We start from the raw sequence: 18,909 nt of genomic DNA, 5'->3' as shown, positions 1-18,909 counted from the left end.
GATTGTTGTTATTTTGGTGCTTAGGAGGTTACCGCACCCAAGGTATAGAGTTGTTCCAAGGTTGGAGATTCACTACCACCGGCAGGCTCTAACGTAATTCCAAAAGCTTCGGTTTCGTTAGGATTGTTCAAGACAAAAACTTTGTTTTCATCCATAGTGAAATTCTCCAACAGTCCCATACTTGTTGGTGTCAAAGGGTCCAATTTAAGAGACCATACTTGGTAAACCATTCCATCCGGTGGTTCTGGTAATCCCTGTGCATCTATAAACACTTTGTTTTCCCTTTTGTTCCAATAAGCTTTCGCAAATGATTCAGGTGAAACTTCTTGTCCACCTAAGGAAACTACCGCCACATCCTTATCCCTAAGATCATTAAGTAGTTCTTGGGTATTGGTCAAGGAACCGCGAGCTTCAAAAATTTGCTGCTCTAGTACCTCATTTTGCTGTTCTACAACCTTTATGTCTGATTGTAACTCATTATTTTGGTTGTAGAACCAAAATAATCCCAGTCCTAGCAATATGGCAGCTGCCCAACCAGAATAGGCTGTCCAGTTTGTTTTTTCCTCCTTGGGTAGCTGAACCACTTTAGGCTCTTTCCTAATGCCTATTCTCGAGCGAATATCATCAAACCCTTTTCTAAGAACCAAATCTGGATAAGTAGCTTTGGTCAATTGCAGTATTGCTTTTTCTATTTCCAAAATCTCCTTTCTGATTTCTGGATATTTTTGAGCATTCTGGTACACTTCAAAGTTTTCCTCTTCACTTAGAAGACCAGCAACATACAGTTCCAGTATACCTGATTCTATGTACTTATCTACTTCCATCACACATTCATATTTTCCCTCAATTTGGAAATACAGCTTCTATTTCTAGTCTTAACTGTACCAATAGGAATATCCAATTGTTGAGATGCTTCTTTCTGGGTGTACCCTTTAAAATAGAGCATTTCAATTATTTCTAGACACTTTTCCTTGAGGTTTAAAACCATCTTTTTAAGTGCGGTTAAATCTACAGGAGCATCATCTTGATTATCATCTGTATCCGCTCTGTTCAAAATACCTACGAAATAGTCTGCAGAAAGGTTTTTCTTTTGATCTTTAAAGGATTTTGAGCGCACTTTATCGATAGCAGCATTTCGCGCTATATTCAATGTCCATGTGAAAAACCTACCTTTTGAGGGATTATAGGTCTCTGCGTTGTGCCAGATTTTGGTAAATACATCTTGGCAAATTTCTTCTGCCATATATTTATTCTTGACGATAACATTAATGGCACCACATATATTCTCCCAGTACATGCCATACAATTGTTCAAAAGCAAGCACGTCTTTTTTCTGGAATCGTTTTACTAATTCATCTAAATCCATATAGGAGTTTAAGGTGGGATTAAATATATGAATAAAACACCTATTAGGTGTTTTATTCATTCTCAAGTATTAATTAATGATAGCGGTACAGGCTACTCTAGCTCCGGCATCGCCACTTGGTTGTGAAGTAAAGTCGTCTTTTCCTTGGTGTACAATTACGGCCCTACCTACTATATTCTTAGTTTCATCGTCACAGTCCATACACCATTCGTCAGTTGAAAATTCTACACTGGCATTACCGTCTTCATCTGCTACAAAATTTCCGATATCCCCTTTATGGTAGCCCTCTTGATCTCCCCATTTACCATGTTTCTCATTTGTAGGGTTCCAATGGCCTCCGGCAGATTTCCCATCATGAGCAGAGCAATCGGCTGTTTCATGCAAGTGAATTGCATGATTTCCGGCTTGCAGGCCCGTAAATTTGGCCATCATCATTACTTCTTCACCGTTCTGGGTAAAGGTCACATCCCCTTTTACGCCACTATCACTTGCGGAGTTCATAGCTAAAGTAATTGTTTGGTCCATGGTACTTTCCTCCATTTCTTTAGCGGTCTCCTCCATGTTTTCCATTTCTTTTTCCATTGAATCTACCGCACTATCAGCATTTTTTTTGGTTTCCTTACATCCTGTAAAGGCCAATATACTTGCAGTTACTATGGTAAAATAAATCTTTTTCATTGTTTTAGTTTTTAGATTTGAGGAAATGTAAAAATTAGAATCATACTACTCAAATAATTAAGGTTTATGAGATATGATTAGATTTCTTTGCGCTAAAAAATGGATAGGAAAATTAAAAAACATCCATAGAATGTCTTTCTAAGGATGTTTTTTAACCAAAAGCAGTAAATGAAGGTGTTTATATATTTACTTTTTTTCTACCAACACTTCAGCGTGCACGGCCACTTCACTCCAAGTTTTACTTACGCCATCTTTTCCGGTATGTAAAGCTTCACAGGCTTTATTAATGGAGGATACGGCTGCAAGTGCATCCCAGTTTTCCAAATTCATGACGCCATCAAAGGCTAAAGCTGTTTCAGAAACTTTCTTTTGTGTTAAAGGAATGGTGGAAGTTTCGCCATTTAGTGTTACGTCTATGGAGCTTTCACCATTTTCACTAACATTAAAAACCCCAGAAATCAATTCAGTGTCATTCATGGCTCCAAAGAAGAATTCCAAAATCTTAGGGTCTCTTGTGCCCGTAGCGTCATTGGTAAAAAGACTGCTGACCGGAATACTAAATTCAACTCCATTCAATGTTTCTAAAGGGGTTGCTCCACCATTGGAATTAGTGATTTTTATTTCCTTAAATTGACCTCCTACAGGTAGTTTTTCTGTGGTTTTATAAGCCGTGAAACTTACTTTTACAGAGTCTTGTACCAGCCTATACTGTTCGGTGGAGGTTTCTACCTCCACCTCGGCGTTTACCTTTTCTTCTTTTTTGGTTTCCTTACAGCTCACAGTGAATAGTAGTATAATGCAAACCGCAATAGATGTTAATTGTTTCATTGTATTCAGGATTTAGTTGTTGCCAAATTTAGCTATATAAAAAAGGGATAACAAAGAAGAGGTCATTTAATTCTTATATTAACTTTGTTCTTTTTTTGAGAACAGTTTTCTTAAATCAGGGTTGTAGAAAACACCAATTTGTAAACGGTCATAATGTGCTGCGGGAAAATGGTTTTTTAAATACCCAATTTGGGTACTTAGGTTATGGGTGACATTAATTCCTAGAGCACCATACAAACGATTCTGTCCAAATACTTCATCCTGAAGATTTAAGAATATTTCATCATAGAAGTTTAAGAAAAAGGTATCAGTAAGAGGTAGGGTTACCTGAAGGCGATACCTTGCCCTGTGCTGGGTGTCATTTCTATCTCCAAAATCTATAAACCGCTGTTCTAGGCGATAACGATGTTCAAAATTAAATTCCCATACTTTATTCTTTAAAATGAACTGTTCAAAAATTCGATGTTCAATGGAATTGGTCTCATCGGGGAATTCCTCAAAAGTTCCGTCCGTAGTGATATGGCCATATCCAAGGGTTGCTATGGCATTGGCATTTATATGGTAGTTGATTCCGGTTCTAAGCAGCAGCTGATTAAAGTTTTTCCCATTCTCATAATACCTGAGCTGTGCCTCGGTATGAAGACTATATTTATCTGATAATTTATTGGTACCAAAGTACATGTGCCAAGAACCTAGTTGGTCTTCTCCATTTTCTTGCGCCGTTAAAAGAAGGGTAGAAATAAAAAGTAAAAAGAGTAGTCTAAATTTCATAGTAGTCAGATAGGCTTAAAGTGGTTAAAAATAGGAAAATCGACCTTGTTAAGAGAAATTAATCATGTTAAGGAAAACCAAATTTCTAGTTTTAACCCCAAGCGCCTGTATTTCTATACTTAATATTTTCTGAGCTTAGTTGAATTATTTCTAAAATTCTCTTTTGCCTAGTTGCCTCTCGTTTGGCCATAAAGAGCCAGTATAGGTAACTCTTTTTTTGGCTGTGGGTAAAATTCTTAAAATTTTTATAGGCTTTAGGATGTTGGCTAAAAGCTTGTTTTAAGTCCCCGGGTATTTTGGCGTTTTCAACATCGTCAAGTTGCGACCATGAGCCGTTCTTTTTGGCAATTTTAATTGATTCAAGTCCTGAAACATGCATCTTTCCGGCGGCGATTAATTCTTCAATATAGGTTTTGTTTACCTTGCTCCAAACGCTCTTAGGCTTTCTAGGACAGAAATATTGCCTTCTTTTACCATTGCCTAAACTTTTTACTGTACTGTCTATCCAACCAAAGCAGAGTGCCACCTGTACCGCTTCTTCCCATCTCATACTTTCTTTGGGATGTTCAACTTTATAAAAAATGAGATAGATGCCTTGAGACCCTGTATGGTTTTCCAGCAACCAATTTCTCCATTCGGTTTCATTTGGAAAGTAAAATTCTTCAATATTTTTCATCGTTTTGCAAGATTCTCAATAGAACATTTAAAAATAGCCTTTTACATTAAAAAACTTGGGCTAATAAGGCATGAATCCTTACATTTAGCAATTGTATTAAACTATCAAACTCAACATCAACATGAAAAAAATTACGTTGGCCCTCATGGTCATCTTAGGCTTGGTGCTTTCCAATTGTGGCAACAAAAGGGAAGGACAACCAAAAGTTTTGGTCTTCTCAAAGACCATGGGTTTTAAACATGCTTCCATACCCGATGGAATCGCAGCACTACAAAAGCTTGGCTCCGAAAACGGATTTGAAGTGGATACCACCAAAAATGCCGAACTTTTTAATGAAGAGAATTTAAAGCAATATTCGGCCATTGTTTTCTTAAGTACAACCATGAATGTGCTCGACCATAAGCAAGAAGCTGCCTTTGAAAGATATATTCAAGCGGGCGGCGGTTTTGTAGGAATTCATGCCGCAACCGATACGGAATACGACTGGGGTTGGTATAATAAATTGGTAGGGGCCCAGTTTCTTTCGCATCCGGCAGGCACTCCGCAAGCTGATTTTATTATCAAAGACAAAAATTTCATTGCCAACCAACATTTTACGGATTCGGTTTGGCACCGTAATGATGAAATTTACAATTATAAGAACATCAACCCAGATGTCAATGTAATCATGACCGTTGATGAGTCTACCTACGAAGGTGGTAAAAATGGCGATAACCATCCTTTTGCATGGTACCATGAATATGATGGGGGAAGGGCCTTTTATACAGGTGCGGGTCACACTTCGGAAAGCTATCAAGAAGAAGCCTTTTTAAAGCACGTTTTAGGCGGAATTAAATATGCTATTGGCGACAATAATAATTTGGATTATGCGAAAGTAACTACACAAATTCCACCTGATTCCAATAGGTTTAGCAAAGTACAATTGGTTGGTGGGGAGTTTTTTGAACCTACCGAAATGGCCATTCTTCCAAATCATGACGTGCTGATTGCCCAGAGAAGGGGAGAAATCATGCATTTTAATGCGGAAACCGAAGAAATGAAAGAGGTGGCGAAATTGGACGTCTATTTCAAGACGCTTAATACTCCAGGGGTCAATGCGGAAGAAGGTTTGATGGGGCTACAAAAAGACCCTGATTATGCAAATAATCATTGGGTATATGTTTATTATGCACCAACAGGAGATAAGTGGATCAACAGACTTTCTCGATTCAAATTCCAGGACGGCAAATTTGATATGGAGTCGGAGCAGGTTATTTTGGATGTAGATTCTCAACGTGAAATTTGCTGCCATACGGGTGGTTCCATCGCTTTTGGGGGAGATGGGTTACTATATCTTTCTACCGGTGATAATTCTACACCCTTCAATGAAAAAGGGGTAAAATACATTAACAGTGGCTTTGCTCCCTTGAACGATTTACCAGACCATGAACAATATGATGCACGACGTTCCTCTGGTAATACCAATGATTTACGCGGTAAGATTTTAAGAATTAAGGTAAAAGAAGACGGGACATATGAAATACCGGAAGGGAACCTATTTCCAGAGGGAACCGAAAAAACAAGACCGGAAATTTATACCATGGGCCATAGAAACCCCTATCGTATTTCAGTAGATCCTAAAAATGGCAACCTTTTTTGGGGTGAAGTTGGGCCGGATGCTGCCAATGATAGTTTGGAAACCCGTGGCCCTAGAGGTTATGATGAAATGAACCTGGCTACCGAGGCCGGTAATTTTGGTTGGCCATTGTTTATTGGAAACAATTATGCCTATCGAGATTATGATTACGCTACCGGTAAGAGTGGAGATGCGTTCAATCCCGAAAAACCGATCAACGATTCTAAGTTCAATACTGGGTTACGGGAATTGCCACCAACCAAACCTGCCTATATATATTATCCATATGCTGAAACTTCCTTGTTTCCGCAAGTAGGTAGTGGTGGAAGAAATGCCATGGCCGGACCAACGTACTATTCGGATATGTATACCGACGGTGGCGGATTGCCATCATATTATGATGGAAAGACCATTATTTATGAATGGATGCGAGGTTGGATGATGGCTGTAAGTCTTTTTGAGGATGGTACTTTCAATAAAATGGAACCTTTTGCTTCCGATATTCAATTACGAAATCTGATTGATATGGAGTTGGGGCCTGATGGTAGAATTTATTTATTGGAATATGGCAGCGGTTGGTTCTCTGCCAATGATGATTCGGGCTTAAGTTATATTGAATATAACGGAGGGAACCGTCCACCAATGATCGATCAATTGATTGTTGAAAAACACACAGGTAAATTACCATTTGAGGTAACCGCCGAGGTTAAAGCGGAAGATTTAGAAGGGGATGCCGTCAGTTATATTTGGGATTTAGGAAATGGGGAAACTAAGGAAACTTCTGAACCAAAATTGAGCTATACCTATGAGAAAAACGGCGAATTTAAGCTTTCGGTAGAGGTTAAGGACGATAAAGGTGCCAGTGCAAAAAGTAATGCGGAAACCATTGTGGCCGGTAATTCTAGACCTGAATTAACCATTGATCTTCAGGGAGGGAATTCTACTTTTTTTATTGCTGGAACGCCGGTAAAGTATAAAGTTTCCGTTTCCGACCCTGATGGCGATGAAGATATTGATTTGAACAACGTTTTTGTTTCCGTTGATTATATGGAAGGTCTTGATCAGGTGAATCAATCATTGGGACACCAAGAAGTATCTGCTGCGGTAACAGGTAAGGCATTGACGCAGGGTATGGACTGTAAAGCTTGTCATAAAGAAGCGGAAAAGTCCATTGGACCTAGTTACAGCGAAATCGCAGCTAAGTATATAAAGGACCGTGGAGCGGCAAAGTACATACAGAAGAAAATTGTTTCCGGAGGTTCCGGGGTTTGGGGAGAAGCAGCCATGGCGGCACACCCCAATATTACCGATGATGAAACAAGGCAGATTGCTGCCTACATCCTGTCCTTGGCAGATACGGATAAAAAAGAGAAGTCATTACCTCTAGAGGGTACTATTGTTCCAAACCCCTCACCAAGCGACAATGCCATGATTATAACTGCGAGTTATACTGATAAAGGTAAAAATGGCGTAAAACCTTTAACGGGAGTACAATCTGTTGCGTTGCAAGGAAGTACTGTTTCTTTTAAAGAATCCACAAAAGCACAGGGCTTTTCACCTATAGCTTTTAACGGAATGGATTTGCTGCTGTTGCCAGATGGAGAAGGATGGTTTGCTTTGGAAAATATTGATTTAAATGGGGTTTCAAGTGCAATGGTAACAGCAGGATGGCAAGAGACTCCTAAGACTGGTATAGAAATGGAGGTAAGACTTAATGCCCCAGATGGTGAATTACTTGGTCAAGGAAGTATGGATGCCCCCGAGACCGGGCAACCCGGTGGGGCGATTGCCATTCCTTTAAAAAAGTCCTTAAATGATAAGGCTGAAGAACTTTATTTTGTTTACAAACCGCGAGAGGGAGTTGCTACCCCTCAAATGGCCATTACAGGCGTAAAATTTACAGGAAAGTAAATTCAATCACAGTGAATAAGAAAGGGCCGATTTATATCAAATCGGCCCTTTTTTAAATATAATTATTTCCACTCTTTGGACTCCACATAATAATTACGGTCCACTTTAAAACTGGATATTTTTCCATTGTTGACCTTAATTTCCGCCCATTGGTCAGTAGGTTTTACTTCTAGTTCCTTATCTCCAGCATTTATTTTTAGCGGCATTTCAAAGCCATCCACCACATTGGTATATCTATATCTAAAGCCGTTATTAGTGATTTGGTACTCAAGAATAGGAATTTTGGTGGTTCTTAAATACTGGTCGAAAACTTTAGATAAATCCAATCCTGAATGCTCGGTAAGGTAGTTTTCAATCTCTTCAGTAGTCACTGTTTTATGATAAAATTCTTTGTTGAGTCCGCGTAAAATTTGCCTCCACTTTTCATCGTCATCGATTAAATATCTAATGGTATGAAGCATATTGGCTCCTTTATAGTACATATCCCCACTACCCCTTTGGTTGACTCCGTAGGGTCCAATTATGGGTTTGTCATTCTGAATATTGGCTCGGGTACCTATTACGTAATCCGCAGCGGCTTCTTTACCATGGTAGTAATCGATAAATATATTTTCGGAGTAGGCCGTAAATCCCTCATGTACCCACATGTCCGCAATATCTTTGTAGGTAATATTATTCGCAAACCACTCATGACCGGCTTCATGAATGATGATAAAATCAAATTTAAGTCCCCAACCTGTTCCGGAAAGGTCTCTGCCCAAATACCCTTTTTTATATTGATTTCCGTAGGTAACGGAACTTTGGTGTTCCATCCCTAAATAAGGCACCTCCACTAATTTAAAACCATCTTCATAAAAAGGGTAGGGGCCAAACCAATGTTCAAAAGCCTTCATCATTTTTGGGGCATCCTTAAAATGTTCTTTCGCCTTTTCCAAATTATAGGAAAGCACGTAATAGTCCATTTGCAAATCTCCTTTTTCGCCTTCAAAGGTTTCCTCAAAATGAACATAGTCCCCAATATTGATATTTACCCCGTAATTATTGATTGGATTCACAACGGCCCAATGGTAGGTATTTGAATTTTCATCTACTTTGATCAATTGGCCATTGGATACGTCTATTAGTCCTAGAGGAGCTTTGATACGAATGTTCATACTATCCACTTCATCGTACATATGGTCTTTATTAGGCCACCAAACGCTGGCGCCCAAACCTTGGTTGGAAGTGGCAATAAAATGCTTCCCATTCTTATCTTTTTTCCAGGAAAAGCCCCCGTCCCAAGGTGCTCTTATGGCTTCTCTTGGCTGTCCCGAGAAATGGACTTTTATTTCATTTACGGCCCCTTTCTTCTGTTTCTCGATTAATTCCACGAAATGCGCATTTCCGTTGGAAACCACATTTAAGGACTTCCCGTTCTGGGTTACTTTTTCAATTTTCATGGGAGGTTGTAAATCTACCTGAAGTTTTTGTTTTGGTTCAAGAACTTTATATCTGATGATGTTGCTTCCTGAAATAAATTTTTCTTCAGCATCTACGTCCACGTATAAATCATAAAAAGTAAGGTCCCACCAAGCGCGTTCAGGGGTGATGCTTCCCCTTAAGGTATCTTGCTCAGTAAATTCCTGTGCTTGATGTGATAAGTAAATCAGGGCAAAGGCGGAAAAGAGGGTTAGTTTTAGTTTCATAAATTAGTTCGTTTTCGTTTTTCTAAATTGAAGCAGTCCAAAAATAGGACCGAGGGCCAAGACCAAAAATACGAAGTATGAGGGAATGACCGTGGTAAGGTAAGATAGTAGTTCAATACTAAAGATGCTGATGGCAAAGCCGATACAATTGACCAATACCAGGGCGGTTCCTTTCATTTCCGAAGCTACCGTAGAGGCTACCATACTTGAAAACTGGGGAGAGTCTGCCGTAACGGCCATGCCCCAAATACCGAAAAACAGCATAAAAATCCAAGCGGGTAAAAAGAAAATAAGAGGGGAAAGCAGACAGCATAGTCCTGATATCCATAAAGAGAAATAGGCTACTTTTTTGCTGGAATATTTCTGGGAGAAATACCCTCCAACGATGCAGGATACACCGCCAATAGCAATGGCAACTGCAGATAGAACGGATACAGGCAATGTAATTTGATTAATATTGGCATAGGAATACATGGCAAATGGAATAAAAGCCCAGAAGGCATATAACTCCCACATGTGTCCAAAATATCCAAAAGCCGCCTTTCGGTAGGATGTAATTTTAAATAAATCAGGTCCAGCCTTTAAATTCAACTTTTTACTTCGTCTTCTAAAAGGTCCGTCAGGAACCAAGGTCCAGAGTAAAATTCCTCCGGCTACCGTAAATCCTGAGGTATATTGCACAACTGAAGTATAGCTGGCAACATCTAGACTTTTTATAAAGTAGGGGAGGGATTTACCAAAAACAAGGGCCCCAACCAAATAACCCAAGGCTTTGCCCAGTCCACTCTCATAGTAGTCTGCAGCAATCTTCATTCCTATGGGATAAATACCTGCCAAGAAAAAACCTGTACCAAATCGGGCAATTAGCAATACCGCTTTTGAAAGGGCAGGTAGTAATAATGATAAGTTACATAAGGCAGCTAGAAGGGCGGAAACCAAAAACACCTTGGAAGGCGAAAATCGGTCTGCAATCATTAGAAGAGCAAAAGTGAGCGTTCCTAAAATGAACCCGAATTGCACCGACGAAAGTATAAAACCTTTAAGTTCTTCCCCAAAACCCGTGGCTTGTGCCAACTCCGTCACAATGGAATTACCTGCAAACCAGACGGAGGTACAGGCAAATTGGGCAATAATGATAATGGGAAGAATGTATGGCTTAGGTTTCAAATGGTTGATTTTTAGCAGTACTAATTTCTTCAAAAGGGTTGGTTCCCTTGTGATGGATATTTGGTCGTAATCTGCTGAATATATTACAATATAAAACCGTTCACTCAAAAAAATAGCCTTCCGATTTTCGGAAGGCTATTTGCATCAAATTTTATGATTAGTAAACAAATCGGCTTAATAAAGCCCGAACGTTTTTAATACTATCAACATAGTAACGCGCATTTGTCTTTTGTCTTCCTACTTTCACCGTAACTGAATCCTCGGGCAGTTCCATGAACATAAATTCATCTGTCCAATCATCACCAATGGCGAATACAAACTCGTATTGTTCTTCGGCATACATTCTCATGGCGGCCCTACCTTTGTTCACATTACTGCTTTTTATTTCCATAACCTTATTACCGTTTAGCACACTAAGGTCATCCGTTCCTATAAGACTCGTAAGTACCGTATTGAGTTCTGAAGCTCTTTTTTGGCCAAAATCAGGATCAGTATTGCGGTAATGCCAGGCCAAGGAGTAATTTTTTTCTTCGATAAAACTTCCCGGGGTGCGATCCACAAAAGATTCCAATACTGGAAGAATTTTTTCCATCCAGTCTTTTTTTACGTTTTCAAGCATCTTAAACTCTTCCCCGCCTCTTGAAATCCATACTCCGTGCTCCACAATCATATTATACTTCTTATGCAAGAACCATTTGGTAAAGGTCTCCTTGTCCCTACCACTGATCAAGAACATTTCGGTATCTTTTTGATTGTTGAGGTTATCCAATAACTCATAGAGTTCTTCGTCCGGGGCCGCTTTTTGTGGGTCTTTGTGAAAACCGGCAAGTGTCCCATCGTAATCAATAAATAATAACCTCTTACTGGACGATTTATAGGAATCGATAATGGTATCCATCAAATCTACTGAAAGTCTTCTTGCTACGTGGCTGTGATCTTTGCTCTTCTGGTCTAATAGGGAACTCATAAAATCATTGGCCCATTTTTCAACATTATAGCGCTCCAACCTCTTTTGCAAGATGGAGTTTCGCTCTATCTGCTCTTCCTTTGGCATGTTAATGGCCTCTTTTAAAGCATCGGCCGTTTGCTCAAAATTGTTTGGGTTCACAAGCATCGCTTCGTTCATCTCATTGGCGGAACCTGCCATCTCGCTTAGAATAAGCACTCCCGTTTTATCCGTTCTTGTGGCAATATATTCTTTGGCCACTAAGTTCATACCGTCGCGAATTGGCGTTAACCACGCAATATCACAAGTAGTATAGAGGTCGATAAGATTTTCAAAGGGCATGGAACGATAAAAGTACCAAATGGGCGTCCAGCTCACCGTAGAAAATTCTCCATTGATACGCCCTACCAATTCATCTACTTCTCTTTTCAATAATTGGTATTGAGGCACATTGGAACGCGAGGGTACGGCCAAGATAATCAGCCGTACTTTCTCTTTATATTCCGGATATTTATTGAGAAAATACTCAAAGGCATTCAGTCTTTTGGCGATTCCCTTGGTATAATCCAAACGGTCTATGGAAAGGAAAAATTTGGCATCCGCTGTGGATTCTTTATGATTGTACAGCCGGCGTTGCAACTCAGAAAGGTCTTCAGGGGCGGTATCTTCGTTCTTCTTGGCCGCTTCACTGAATTTTTTATAGTCAATACCCATAGGAAACGAATCCACCTTAATAACCCGCTCATCAGAATAAATATCATTAAAACTAACATCGAGCCCCAAAAGTCTGCGTACCGAACTTAAAAAGTGACGCTCATAGTCATAGGTGTGAAAGCCTATTAAATCTGAACCTAATAGACCTTCCAGAATTTTTTCTCTCCAGGGTAACGTCCTAAAAATCTCAAAAGAAGGGAATGGTATGTGTAGAAAGAACCCAATAGAAATATTGGGCTTTTGTTCCCGGACCATTTGCGGTACCAACATTAGTTGGTAGTCATGGACCCAAATAGTATCATCATCATCGGCCGCCTCTACAATGGCGTCGGCAAATTTTTGGTTCACACTTTTATAGATCTCCCAATTCTTGAGTTCAAACTCAGAATACTCTAAAAAGTAATGGAAAAGGGGCCAGATAGTGCGGTTGCTAAATCCAAAATAGAAACCATCCACTTCCTTTTTAGAAAGGTTTACTTTAGACGAACCGTGCTCTTTTAAGGCCGCATCTATTTTTGGAGATAATTCTTTGGGAATTTCCTCATTGGTAAGTCCGCTCCAACCTATCCATAAACTATCGCCTCCAGAATGTACAGATTTCATTCCGGTAGCTAGACCTCCCACGCTGGGAATTGCCGTTATATCTCCGTTGCTAATTTGTAACTGAACGGGTAATCTATTTGAGATTATGATAGTTTTGCCCATAAATTGGTTTTTTTGCTTTGTTTTGATGTTTATTTCTCTAAATTTCGTGAAAAAGAAGGGCAATAACAATTCAATGCCCATATGAATCAACAATTTTATTGAATGGATAATTTAGACTATGGAATTATAGGGAATTGTAGGAGCGCAGCTATTATTTCAAAAACGGGAAGTGTTGATTGGTGCTGTTTACCAGAATTTGATTCTTCATCGGTTTTTGCCAAATTATTGGATGAAAAAATAGGAGGAAGTTTCGGTTTTGAAGTAGACGATGCTTACGAAATTACCCAGACCTATATTGAAAACACGGCCATCTTATGCACCAAATACAAAAATGGCGAAGATGTGTTTGAAGTGTATGATTTTATGCCTCGTTACCATCTTACCGCCGGAGGTTATCATTCACCTCCTGAAATTGTACGGTTCATAAAATATATTTCGGGAAGACCGAAGGTTAAGGTTTTGTATGATCCCAAATTGGAATACGCCATAGGGGAGACCAAAACGTACGTAAAACATAACTTTATTGCGAGCCTTACCCATGCGGAGAAATTTGATACGGTTTTTTTATATACTTCCTTCAATAAAAATGCGGTTGTAGAAGGCCGCGAAATTGAAATTACCGAGGATGGTTATTTTTTATTAGGCTACAATGAAAAAATACTCCTTCCCAATACCGAAAAGGTATATTTAGACTTAGAAAGAACCAAGGTGTATTGGTTGAACTGGAGCAATAACACCCCAAATTACAGAAAGTACAATGCCGAAATCAGTAGGAGTGCCATTACCTTAAAACTCCTAAGTTATGATAAAACAGGGGCCGTTCTTGCGGCGGCAACTACTTCTTTACCCGAAACCATTGGTGAAGTTCGTAACTGGGATTATCGTTTTTGCTGGATCAGGGATGCCTCTATGGTAGTAAAGGTGGTAAGTGAATTAGGGCATAAAAATGTGGCCAAGAGATACCTTCAGTTTATTATTGATTTGATTCCTGATAAGGATGAAAAGCTACAGATTATGTACGGAATCAATAAGGAAAAGAACTTGACCGAGGAAACTCTGGAGCATTTAAGTGGATATGAGGGCTCAAAGCCCGTAAGAGTAGGTAATGCAGCCTATATCCAAAGGCAAAATGATATTTACGGTATCCTTATGGATGTCATTTATGAAAATCTGCATAAGTTCAGTACCGATATTGCCAATGGAGAGGATATTTGGAGTATTACCAAAGGCATTGTGTGGATAGTGGACAAGCATTGGAAGGAAGCGGATAAAGGTATTTGGGAGTTTAGGTCTGAAGATCGCCATTTTACCTTTTCTAAAGTTTTATGCTGGACGGCCATTGATAGGGCAATAAAAGTGGCCAAAATTTTCAATAAGCACCATAAAATTGAGAAATGGAAGCCCTTAAGGGATGAAATTTGGGCCGATATTTACGAAAATGCCTGGAATGACGAAGTACAAGCCTTTACCCAATCCTACGGTTCCAAGCACTTGGATGCATCGGTGTTATTGATGGAGTCGTACGGTTGTATTGATGCCAAACATGAAAAATATGTCAGCACGGTAGAAGCTATTGAGCGTGAGTTGAGTAACGACGGATTGTTGTACCGATACAAGAACGAGGATGACTTTGGACTACCTTCCTCATCGTTTACCGTTTGTACTTTTTGGTTCGTAAACAGTCTGTTTAAGATAGGTCAAGAAGAAAAGGCGATGGAATATTTTGATAGGCTATTGAGTTATAGCAATCATCTTGGTCTTTTCAGTGAAGACATAGATTTTAAGACCAAGCGTTTATTGGGGAATTTTCCCCAGGCATATTCCCATTTGGCCCTTATAGAATGTGCCATTAATTTTTCAAATAAGCATAGCGACGAAAAGATTTTGGAATCTATGAGAGAGTAGAAGGTTTAATAAATGCATGAAACATAAAAAAAAGCGTCCCGATAAGGACGCTTTTTTGCATGATATGCACATGTTTGAATTAGTCGAAAGTATATCCATTATCCGCAGCCACTTTATCGGCAATTTGATTGCGGAGCGCCACCACATTCGGATTGTTGGTGTACTTGGTAAATCTCTTAAGGCCCATCAACATCATACGTTGTTCATCCCCTTCTGCAAAGGAGATTATGGCCTCTTTCCCTTTCCTAATGATTGTTTCAGTGGCATTATACAAGTAAAGTTGTGCCATAGCAATTTGCGGACCTTGATTGTCTTGGCCAAAGCGCTTGGCATTCTTTTCAGTACGTAGCAATGTGCTTTCGGCCATGTAGATTTCAATAAGAATATCCGCTGCAGCCAACATCAACTGTTGGTGTTGTTCCAGTTCCGGGCCAAATTTCTGAACAGCACTTCCGGCAACCATTAAAAATACTTTCTTTAGACGCGCCAAAAGGTCTTTCTCTTCCGAAAACAATTCTGAAAAGTCTGGCGTGTCAAATGAAGGAATGCCCATTAACTCATCAGCAACGGCTGTAGCCGGTCCTAATAAGTCAACGTGACCTTTCATAGCCTTTTTAACCAACATACCAACAGAAAGCATACGATTAATTTCATTGGTACCCTCGTAAATTCTTGCAATTCGGGCATCTCTCCATGCCTTTTCCATTGGTGCATCTGCGCTAAAGCCCATTCCTCCAAAAATTTGAACACCCTCATCCGTTGTCTGTTGTACATCTTCAGATACGGCAACCTTCAAGATAGAACATTCTATGGCATATTCCTCAACACCTTTCAATTCTGCCTCTTGATGGCTGTTTCCATCCGCTTGGCGAATGGCAATACGGTCTTCAATATTTTTAGCGGCCCTATAACAAGCAGATTCACCTGCGTAAGTGTTAACTGCCATATCAGCAATTTTGGCCTTGATGGCACCAAAGTTGATAATCGGAGTTTTAAATTGGACCCTTTCGTTCGCATATTTCACACCCTCGGTTACAACACGTCTTTGGGCTTCCAAACAAGCGGCAGCGAGTTTAATTCTGCCCACATTCAAAGCGTTCATGGCTATTTTAAAACCATTCCCACGCTCCGAAAGCATGTTTTCTACAGGCACCTTGGTTTCGTTAAAGAATACCTGGCGCGTAGAAGAAGAGTGAATACCTAATTTCTTTTCTTCGTCACCAAGGCTAATCCCGTTACTTGGGTCATTTTCGACAATGAAACCGGTAATATTTTTATCGTCTTCAATTCTTGCAAAAACAATAAATAGGTTACAGAATCCCGCATTGGAAATCCACATCTTTTGCCCTGTAATGGAGTAGTGCTTGCCATCTTCGGAAAGTACGGCTTTGGTTTTACCAGAGTTCGCATCCGATCCAGCTCCTGGCTCCGTCAAACAATACGCCCCGAACCATTCGCCAGAGGCCAATTTAGGAACGTACTTCATTTTCTGTTCTTCGGTACCATAAAGGGTAATTGGCATGGTTCCAATTCCGGTGTGTGCGCCGAAAGCGGTACTGAAAGACCCCGTAGCTCCGGAGATATAGTCACAAACCAACATGGTGGAAACAAAGCCCATGCCCATTCCCTCATACTTTTCGGGAACGGCCACACTAAGAAGACCTAATTCACCCGCTTCTCGCATACATTCTTCGGTATAAGCGTAGTCTTTTTTCTCAAAACGTTCCCAATGCGCCCAAAGCTTTCTGTCCACAAATTCTTTGGTACTATCCCGCATCATACGTTGTTCTTCGTTGAGGTCTTCCAAAGTAAAAACATCTTCACACTTGGTTTCCTTGACCAAGAATTGTCCACCTCGCAATAAATTGTCTTGTTGTATTGTTTCCATGTTGATAAGATTAAAGAAGATAGAAATTTGAAAAAAGACTTATTCCAAACCATTTTGAAATCCCATTGTCATTTTTTGCCATTCCTGTATTTTACCTTCAATTAGTTCTAAATTCTCTATGTTAATATAATTTCTATGTTTTGCTACCAAAAGTTGTGTGCCAAGTTCAAACGATGACCCTAGAGCGATATCTAAAAAATGACTGAATGATTTATCCGTTCTAGATGAACCTTCAGCAATGTTACTAGGCATTGAAATTGAACATCTACTTATTTGGGAACTCAAACCATATCGTTCATGTTTTGGGAAAGACATCAAAATATCAGATACAGCATTCGATATTTCCATTCCAAGCTGCCAAATCTTTAGTTTTTTATAATTATGTCTTTTCATTGTCTCTATGAATCTCTTGTCTTTCGTCTAACGTCTAATAAACATTAAGAAAGAAATTCAAAAATACCAGCGGCGCCTTGTCCGGTACCAACACACATGGTAACCAAACCGTGTTTGCCCTGCATGTTTCTTTTTCGCATTTCATCGAATAATTGAACGGAAAGCTTTCCTCCGGTGCAGCCTAAAGGGTGACCCAATGCAATCGCACCACCATTAACATTAACGATGTCATTATTGAGGCCTAATTCCCTAATGACGGCAATGGACTGAGACGCAAATGCTTCGTTTAATTCAATCAATTCGATATCTTCCTGTTTAAGGCCTGCTTGTTTTAATGCCTTTGGAACTGCCTTTACAGGACCAATTCCCATAATTCTGGGTTCCACACCGGCAGCGGCGTAACTTACCAAACGGGCTTCTGGCTCTAAGTTCAATTCTTTTACCATTTCCTCACTCATCACCATCACAAAGGCAGCACCGTCACTGGTCTGGGAAGAGTTTCCGGCAGTAACACTACCATTGGCCGCAAAGACTGGCCTTAGTTTGGCCAAAGCTTCAAGTGAAGTTCCTTTTCTAGGTCCTTCATCCTTAGTAACTGTATATTTTTTGGTGGCTTTTTTGCCATTATTATCAATGTATGTTTGCTCCACTTCAATAGGAACAATTTGATCCTGAAAACGGTCTTCTGCCTGAGCTTTTAGAGCTTTCATATGGGAGTGGAAAGCAAATTCATCTTGGTCTTCCCGAGAAACTTTAAACTCCTGAGCTACCGCTTCAGCGGTATTTCCCATTCCCCAGTAATAATCTTCATGCCCTGATTTTACCAAATCGTAATTAAGCTCGGTCTTAAAGCCTGTCATAGGAACAGAACTCATACTTTCCACCCCTCCGGCAATAATACAATCGGCCATTCCAGATTGAATTTTAGCAGTGGCAATACCGATAGTTTCCAGTCCTGAAGAGCAAAAGCGATTAACCGTTACTCCTGGAACATCCACAATATCCAAGCCCATTAGGGAAATCAACCGACCCATGTTGAGTCCTTGAGAACCTTCTGGCATAGCGTTGCCTACGATGACATCATCGATTCTCTTCTTATCGAAATCGGGCAATTTTCCCATGAGATATTCAATGGTCTCTGCCGCAAGTTCATCGGCTCTTTTAAAACGGAATCCGCCTCTCCCGGATTTACCGACCGCTGTTCTGTATCCTTTAACTATATATGCTGTTTTCATTTTTGAATTAAGTATTGAGTATTGAGTTGATAGTATTGAGTTTTACAATTTTTGCTGAAAAGCATAATTCATTTTTTGTATTTCAATACACTTGTCAATAACCGGTTCAACTTTTTCTTTCTCTATTAGTTTTAATTCTATTGTTAAAAGCAGTTGCGTTTGAAGTTCAAATAAAGAACCGTTCGCTATGCTTAGAAAATGTTTAAATTCCTTTTGGGAATTTCTGCCAGCCCCTTCCGCTATGTTGGAAGGAATTGAAATAGCACTTCTTTTGATTTGAGATATTAATCCGAATTTCTCATCGTCTGGTAATTCTGCAATTAGTACATAAACTGCTTTTGTTAAAAGAATGGATTTCGACCATATTTTTAAGTCCTCAACTTTGTGCATGTCTCAGTACTCACATCTAACAACTCACTACCGTTG

General features: G+C 39.7%; 15 protein-coding genes. 2 read left to right on the top strand and 13 right to left on the bottom strand.

What is annotated here, in order from left to right:
* Positions 1 to 20 precede the first annotated feature (20 nt).
* The 6 genes from BIZ36_RS00165 to BIZ36_RS00140 all read right to left on the bottom strand — a co-directional run bounded on the left by BIZ36_RS00165 (position 21) and on the right by BIZ36_RS00140 (position 4,319).
* Complete coding sequence (locus tag BIZ36_RS00165; RefSeq protein WP_187455829.1) at positions 21 to 824, bottom strand: anti-sigma factor; 804 nt, start codon at positions 822 to 824, stop codon at positions 21 to 23.
* Positions 824 to 1,366, bottom strand: coding sequence for an RNA polymerase sigma factor (locus BIZ36_RS00160; RefSeq protein WP_187455828.1), 543 nt, complete (start codon positions 1,364 to 1,366; stop codon positions 824 to 826). Before BIZ36_RS00160 ends, BIZ36_RS00165 begins: the two co-directional genes overlap by 1 nt.
* Before the next feature lie 69 nt (positions 1,367 to 1,435).
* Positions 1,436 to 2,044, bottom strand: coding sequence for a superoxide dismutase family protein (locus BIZ36_RS00155; protein ID WP_187455827.1), 609 nt, complete (start codon positions 2,042 to 2,044; stop codon positions 1,436 to 1,438).
* 186 nt (positions 2,045 to 2,230) lie between these two features.
* Positions 2,231 to 2,872: a hypothetical protein gene (locus BIZ36_RS00150; protein WP_187455826.1), complete on the bottom strand. Its 642-nt coding sequence runs from the start codon at positions 2,870 to 2,872 to the stop codon at positions 2,231 to 2,233.
* A gap of 78 nt (positions 2,873 to 2,950) precedes the next feature.
* Positions 2,951 to 3,643: a DUF2490 domain-containing protein gene (locus BIZ36_RS00145; RefSeq protein ID WP_187455825.1), complete on the bottom strand. Its 693-nt coding sequence runs from the start codon at positions 3,641 to 3,643 to the stop codon at positions 2,951 to 2,953.
* A gap of 91 nt (positions 3,644 to 3,734) precedes the next feature.
* The gene (locus BIZ36_RS00140) at positions 3,735 to 4,319 is read right to left on the bottom strand and encodes a YdeI/OmpD-associated family protein (protein WP_187455824.1); all 585 of its coding nucleotides are present in this window, start codon (positions 4,317 to 4,319) and stop codon (positions 3,735 to 3,737) included.
* Between the two features lie 121 nt (positions 4,320 to 4,440).
* Between BIZ36_RS00140 and BIZ36_RS00135 the strand changes: the two genes are divergently transcribed.
* Positions 4,441 to 7,845: a ThuA domain-containing protein gene (locus BIZ36_RS00135; RefSeq protein ID WP_187455823.1), complete on the top strand. Its 3,405-nt coding sequence runs from the start codon at positions 4,441 to 4,443 to the stop codon at positions 7,843 to 7,845.
* 62 nt (positions 7,846 to 7,907) lie between these two features.
* On the opposite strand, the gene BIZ36_RS00130 is transcribed toward BIZ36_RS00135, so the two are convergent.
* The 3 genes from BIZ36_RS00130 to BIZ36_RS00120 all read right to left on the bottom strand — a co-directional run bounded on the left by BIZ36_RS00130 (position 7,908) and on the right by BIZ36_RS00120 (position 13,062).
* Positions 7,908 to 9,530: a M1 family metallopeptidase gene (locus BIZ36_RS00130; RefSeq protein WP_187455822.1), complete on the bottom strand. Its 1,623-nt coding sequence runs from the start codon at positions 9,528 to 9,530 to the stop codon at positions 7,908 to 7,910.
* Positions 9,531 to 9,533: 3 nt separating this feature from the next.
* Entirely contained in the window at positions 9,534 to 10,697 is a 1,164-nt protein-coding gene (locus BIZ36_RS00125; protein WP_187455821.1) for an MFS transporter, read from the bottom strand.
* A gap of 157 nt (positions 10,698 to 10,854) precedes the next feature.
* Positions 10,855 to 13,062: a bifunctional alpha,alpha-trehalose-phosphate synthase (UDP-forming)/trehalose-phosphatase gene (locus tag BIZ36_RS00120; RefSeq protein ID WP_187455820.1), complete on the bottom strand. Its 2,208-nt coding sequence runs from the start codon at positions 13,060 to 13,062 to the stop codon at positions 10,855 to 10,857.
* A 102-nt stretch (positions 13,063 to 13,164) separates the two neighbouring features.
* Between BIZ36_RS00120 and BIZ36_RS00115 the strand changes: the two genes are divergently transcribed.
* Positions 13,165 to 14,967, top strand: a complete 1,803-nt coding sequence (locus tag BIZ36_RS00115) for a glycoside hydrolase family 15 protein (protein WP_187455819.1) — start codon at positions 13,165 to 13,167, stop codon at positions 14,965 to 14,967.
* Between the two features lie 79 nt (positions 14,968 to 15,046).
* Here the strand turns inward: BIZ36_RS00115 and BIZ36_RS00110 are convergent, their stop codons facing one another.
* From BIZ36_RS00110 to BIZ36_RS00095, 4 genes are read right to left on the bottom strand one after another with little or no spacing between them, the layout of a single operon-like run.
* The gene (locus tag BIZ36_RS00110; protein WP_187455818.1) at positions 15,047 to 16,855 is read right to left on the bottom strand and encodes an acyl-CoA dehydrogenase FadE; all 1,809 of its coding nucleotides are present in this window, start codon (positions 16,853 to 16,855) and stop codon (positions 15,047 to 15,049) included.
* Between the two features lie 39 nt (positions 16,856 to 16,894).
* A complete protein-coding gene (locus BIZ36_RS00105) occupies positions 16,895 to 17,248 on the bottom strand; it encodes a four helix bundle protein (RefSeq protein WP_187455817.1) in 354 nt (117 codons plus the stop codon).
* 44 nt (positions 17,249 to 17,292) lie between these two features.
* On the bottom strand, positions 17,293 to 18,483 hold the full coding sequence (locus BIZ36_RS00100; protein ID WP_187455816.1) for a thiolase family protein: 1,191 nt from the start codon (positions 18,481 to 18,483) through the stop codon (positions 17,293 to 17,295).
* A 42-nt stretch (positions 18,484 to 18,525) separates the two neighbouring features.
* Positions 18,526 to 18,873 carry a four helix bundle protein gene (locus BIZ36_RS00095; protein ID WP_187455815.1) on the bottom strand — a complete coding sequence of 116 codons (348 nt, stop codon included), beginning with the start codon at positions 18,871 to 18,873 and terminating at the stop codon, positions 18,526 to 18,528.
* Between the last annotated feature and the right edge of the window lie 36 nt (positions 18,874 to 18,909).

Source organism: Cytophaga sp. FL35 (assembly GCF_014349235.1).
Lineage (GTDB): Bacteria > Bacteroidota > Bacteroidia > Flavobacteriales > Flavobacteriaceae > Euzebyella.
The sequence above is the reverse complement of the archived record's forward strand: the minus strand, read 5'-3'. Positions and strand labels throughout refer to the sequence as shown.

Coding starts and splice junctions, on each gene's coding strand:
- BIZ36_RS00165 (WP_187455829.1), bottom strand. CDS start 824: ATGGAAGTAGATAAGTACATAGAATCAGGTATACTGGAACTGTATGTT.
- BIZ36_RS00160 (WP_187455828.1), bottom strand. CDS start 1,366: ATGGATTTAGATGAATTAGTAAAACGATTCCAGAAAAAAGACGTGCTT.
- BIZ36_RS00155 (WP_187455827.1), bottom strand. CDS start 2,044: ATGAAAAAGATTTATTTTACCATAGTAACTGCAAGTATATTGGCCTTT.
- BIZ36_RS00150 (WP_187455826.1), bottom strand. CDS start 2,872: ATGAAACAATTAACATCTATTGCGGTTTGCATTATACTACTATTCACT.
- BIZ36_RS00145 (WP_187455825.1), bottom strand. CDS start 3,643: ATGAAATTTAGACTACTCTTTTTACTTTTTATTTCTACCCTTCTTTTA.
- BIZ36_RS00140 (WP_187455824.1), bottom strand. CDS start 4,319: ATGAAAAATATTGAAGAATTTTACTTTCCAAATGAAACCGAATGGAGA.
- BIZ36_RS00135 (WP_187455823.1), top strand. CDS start 4,441: ATGAAAAAAATTACGTTGGCCCTCATGGTCATCTTAGGCTTGGTGCTT.
- BIZ36_RS00130 (WP_187455822.1), bottom strand. CDS start 9,530: ATGAAACTAAAACTAACCCTCTTTTCCGCCTTTGCCCTGATTTACTTA.
- BIZ36_RS00120 (WP_187455820.1), bottom strand. CDS start 13,062: ATGGGCAAAACTATCATAATCTCAAATAGATTACCCGTTCAGTTACAA.
- BIZ36_RS00115 (WP_187455819.1), top strand. CDS start 13,165: ATGGATAATTTAGACTATGGAATTATAGGGAATTGTAGGAGCGCAGCT.
- BIZ36_RS00110 (WP_187455818.1), bottom strand. CDS start 16,855: ATGGAAACAATACAACAAGACAATTTATTGCGAGGTGGACAATTCTTG.
- BIZ36_RS00105 (WP_187455817.1), bottom strand. CDS start 17,248: ATGAAAAGACATAATTATAAAAAACTAAAGATTTGGCAGCTTGGAATG.
- BIZ36_RS00100 (WP_187455816.1), bottom strand. CDS start 18,483: ATGAAAACAGCATATATAGTTAAAGGATACAGAACAGCGGTCGGTAAA.
- BIZ36_RS00095 (WP_187455815.1), bottom strand. CDS start 18,873: ATGCACAAAGTTGAGGACTTAAAAATATGGTCGAAATCCATTCTTTTA.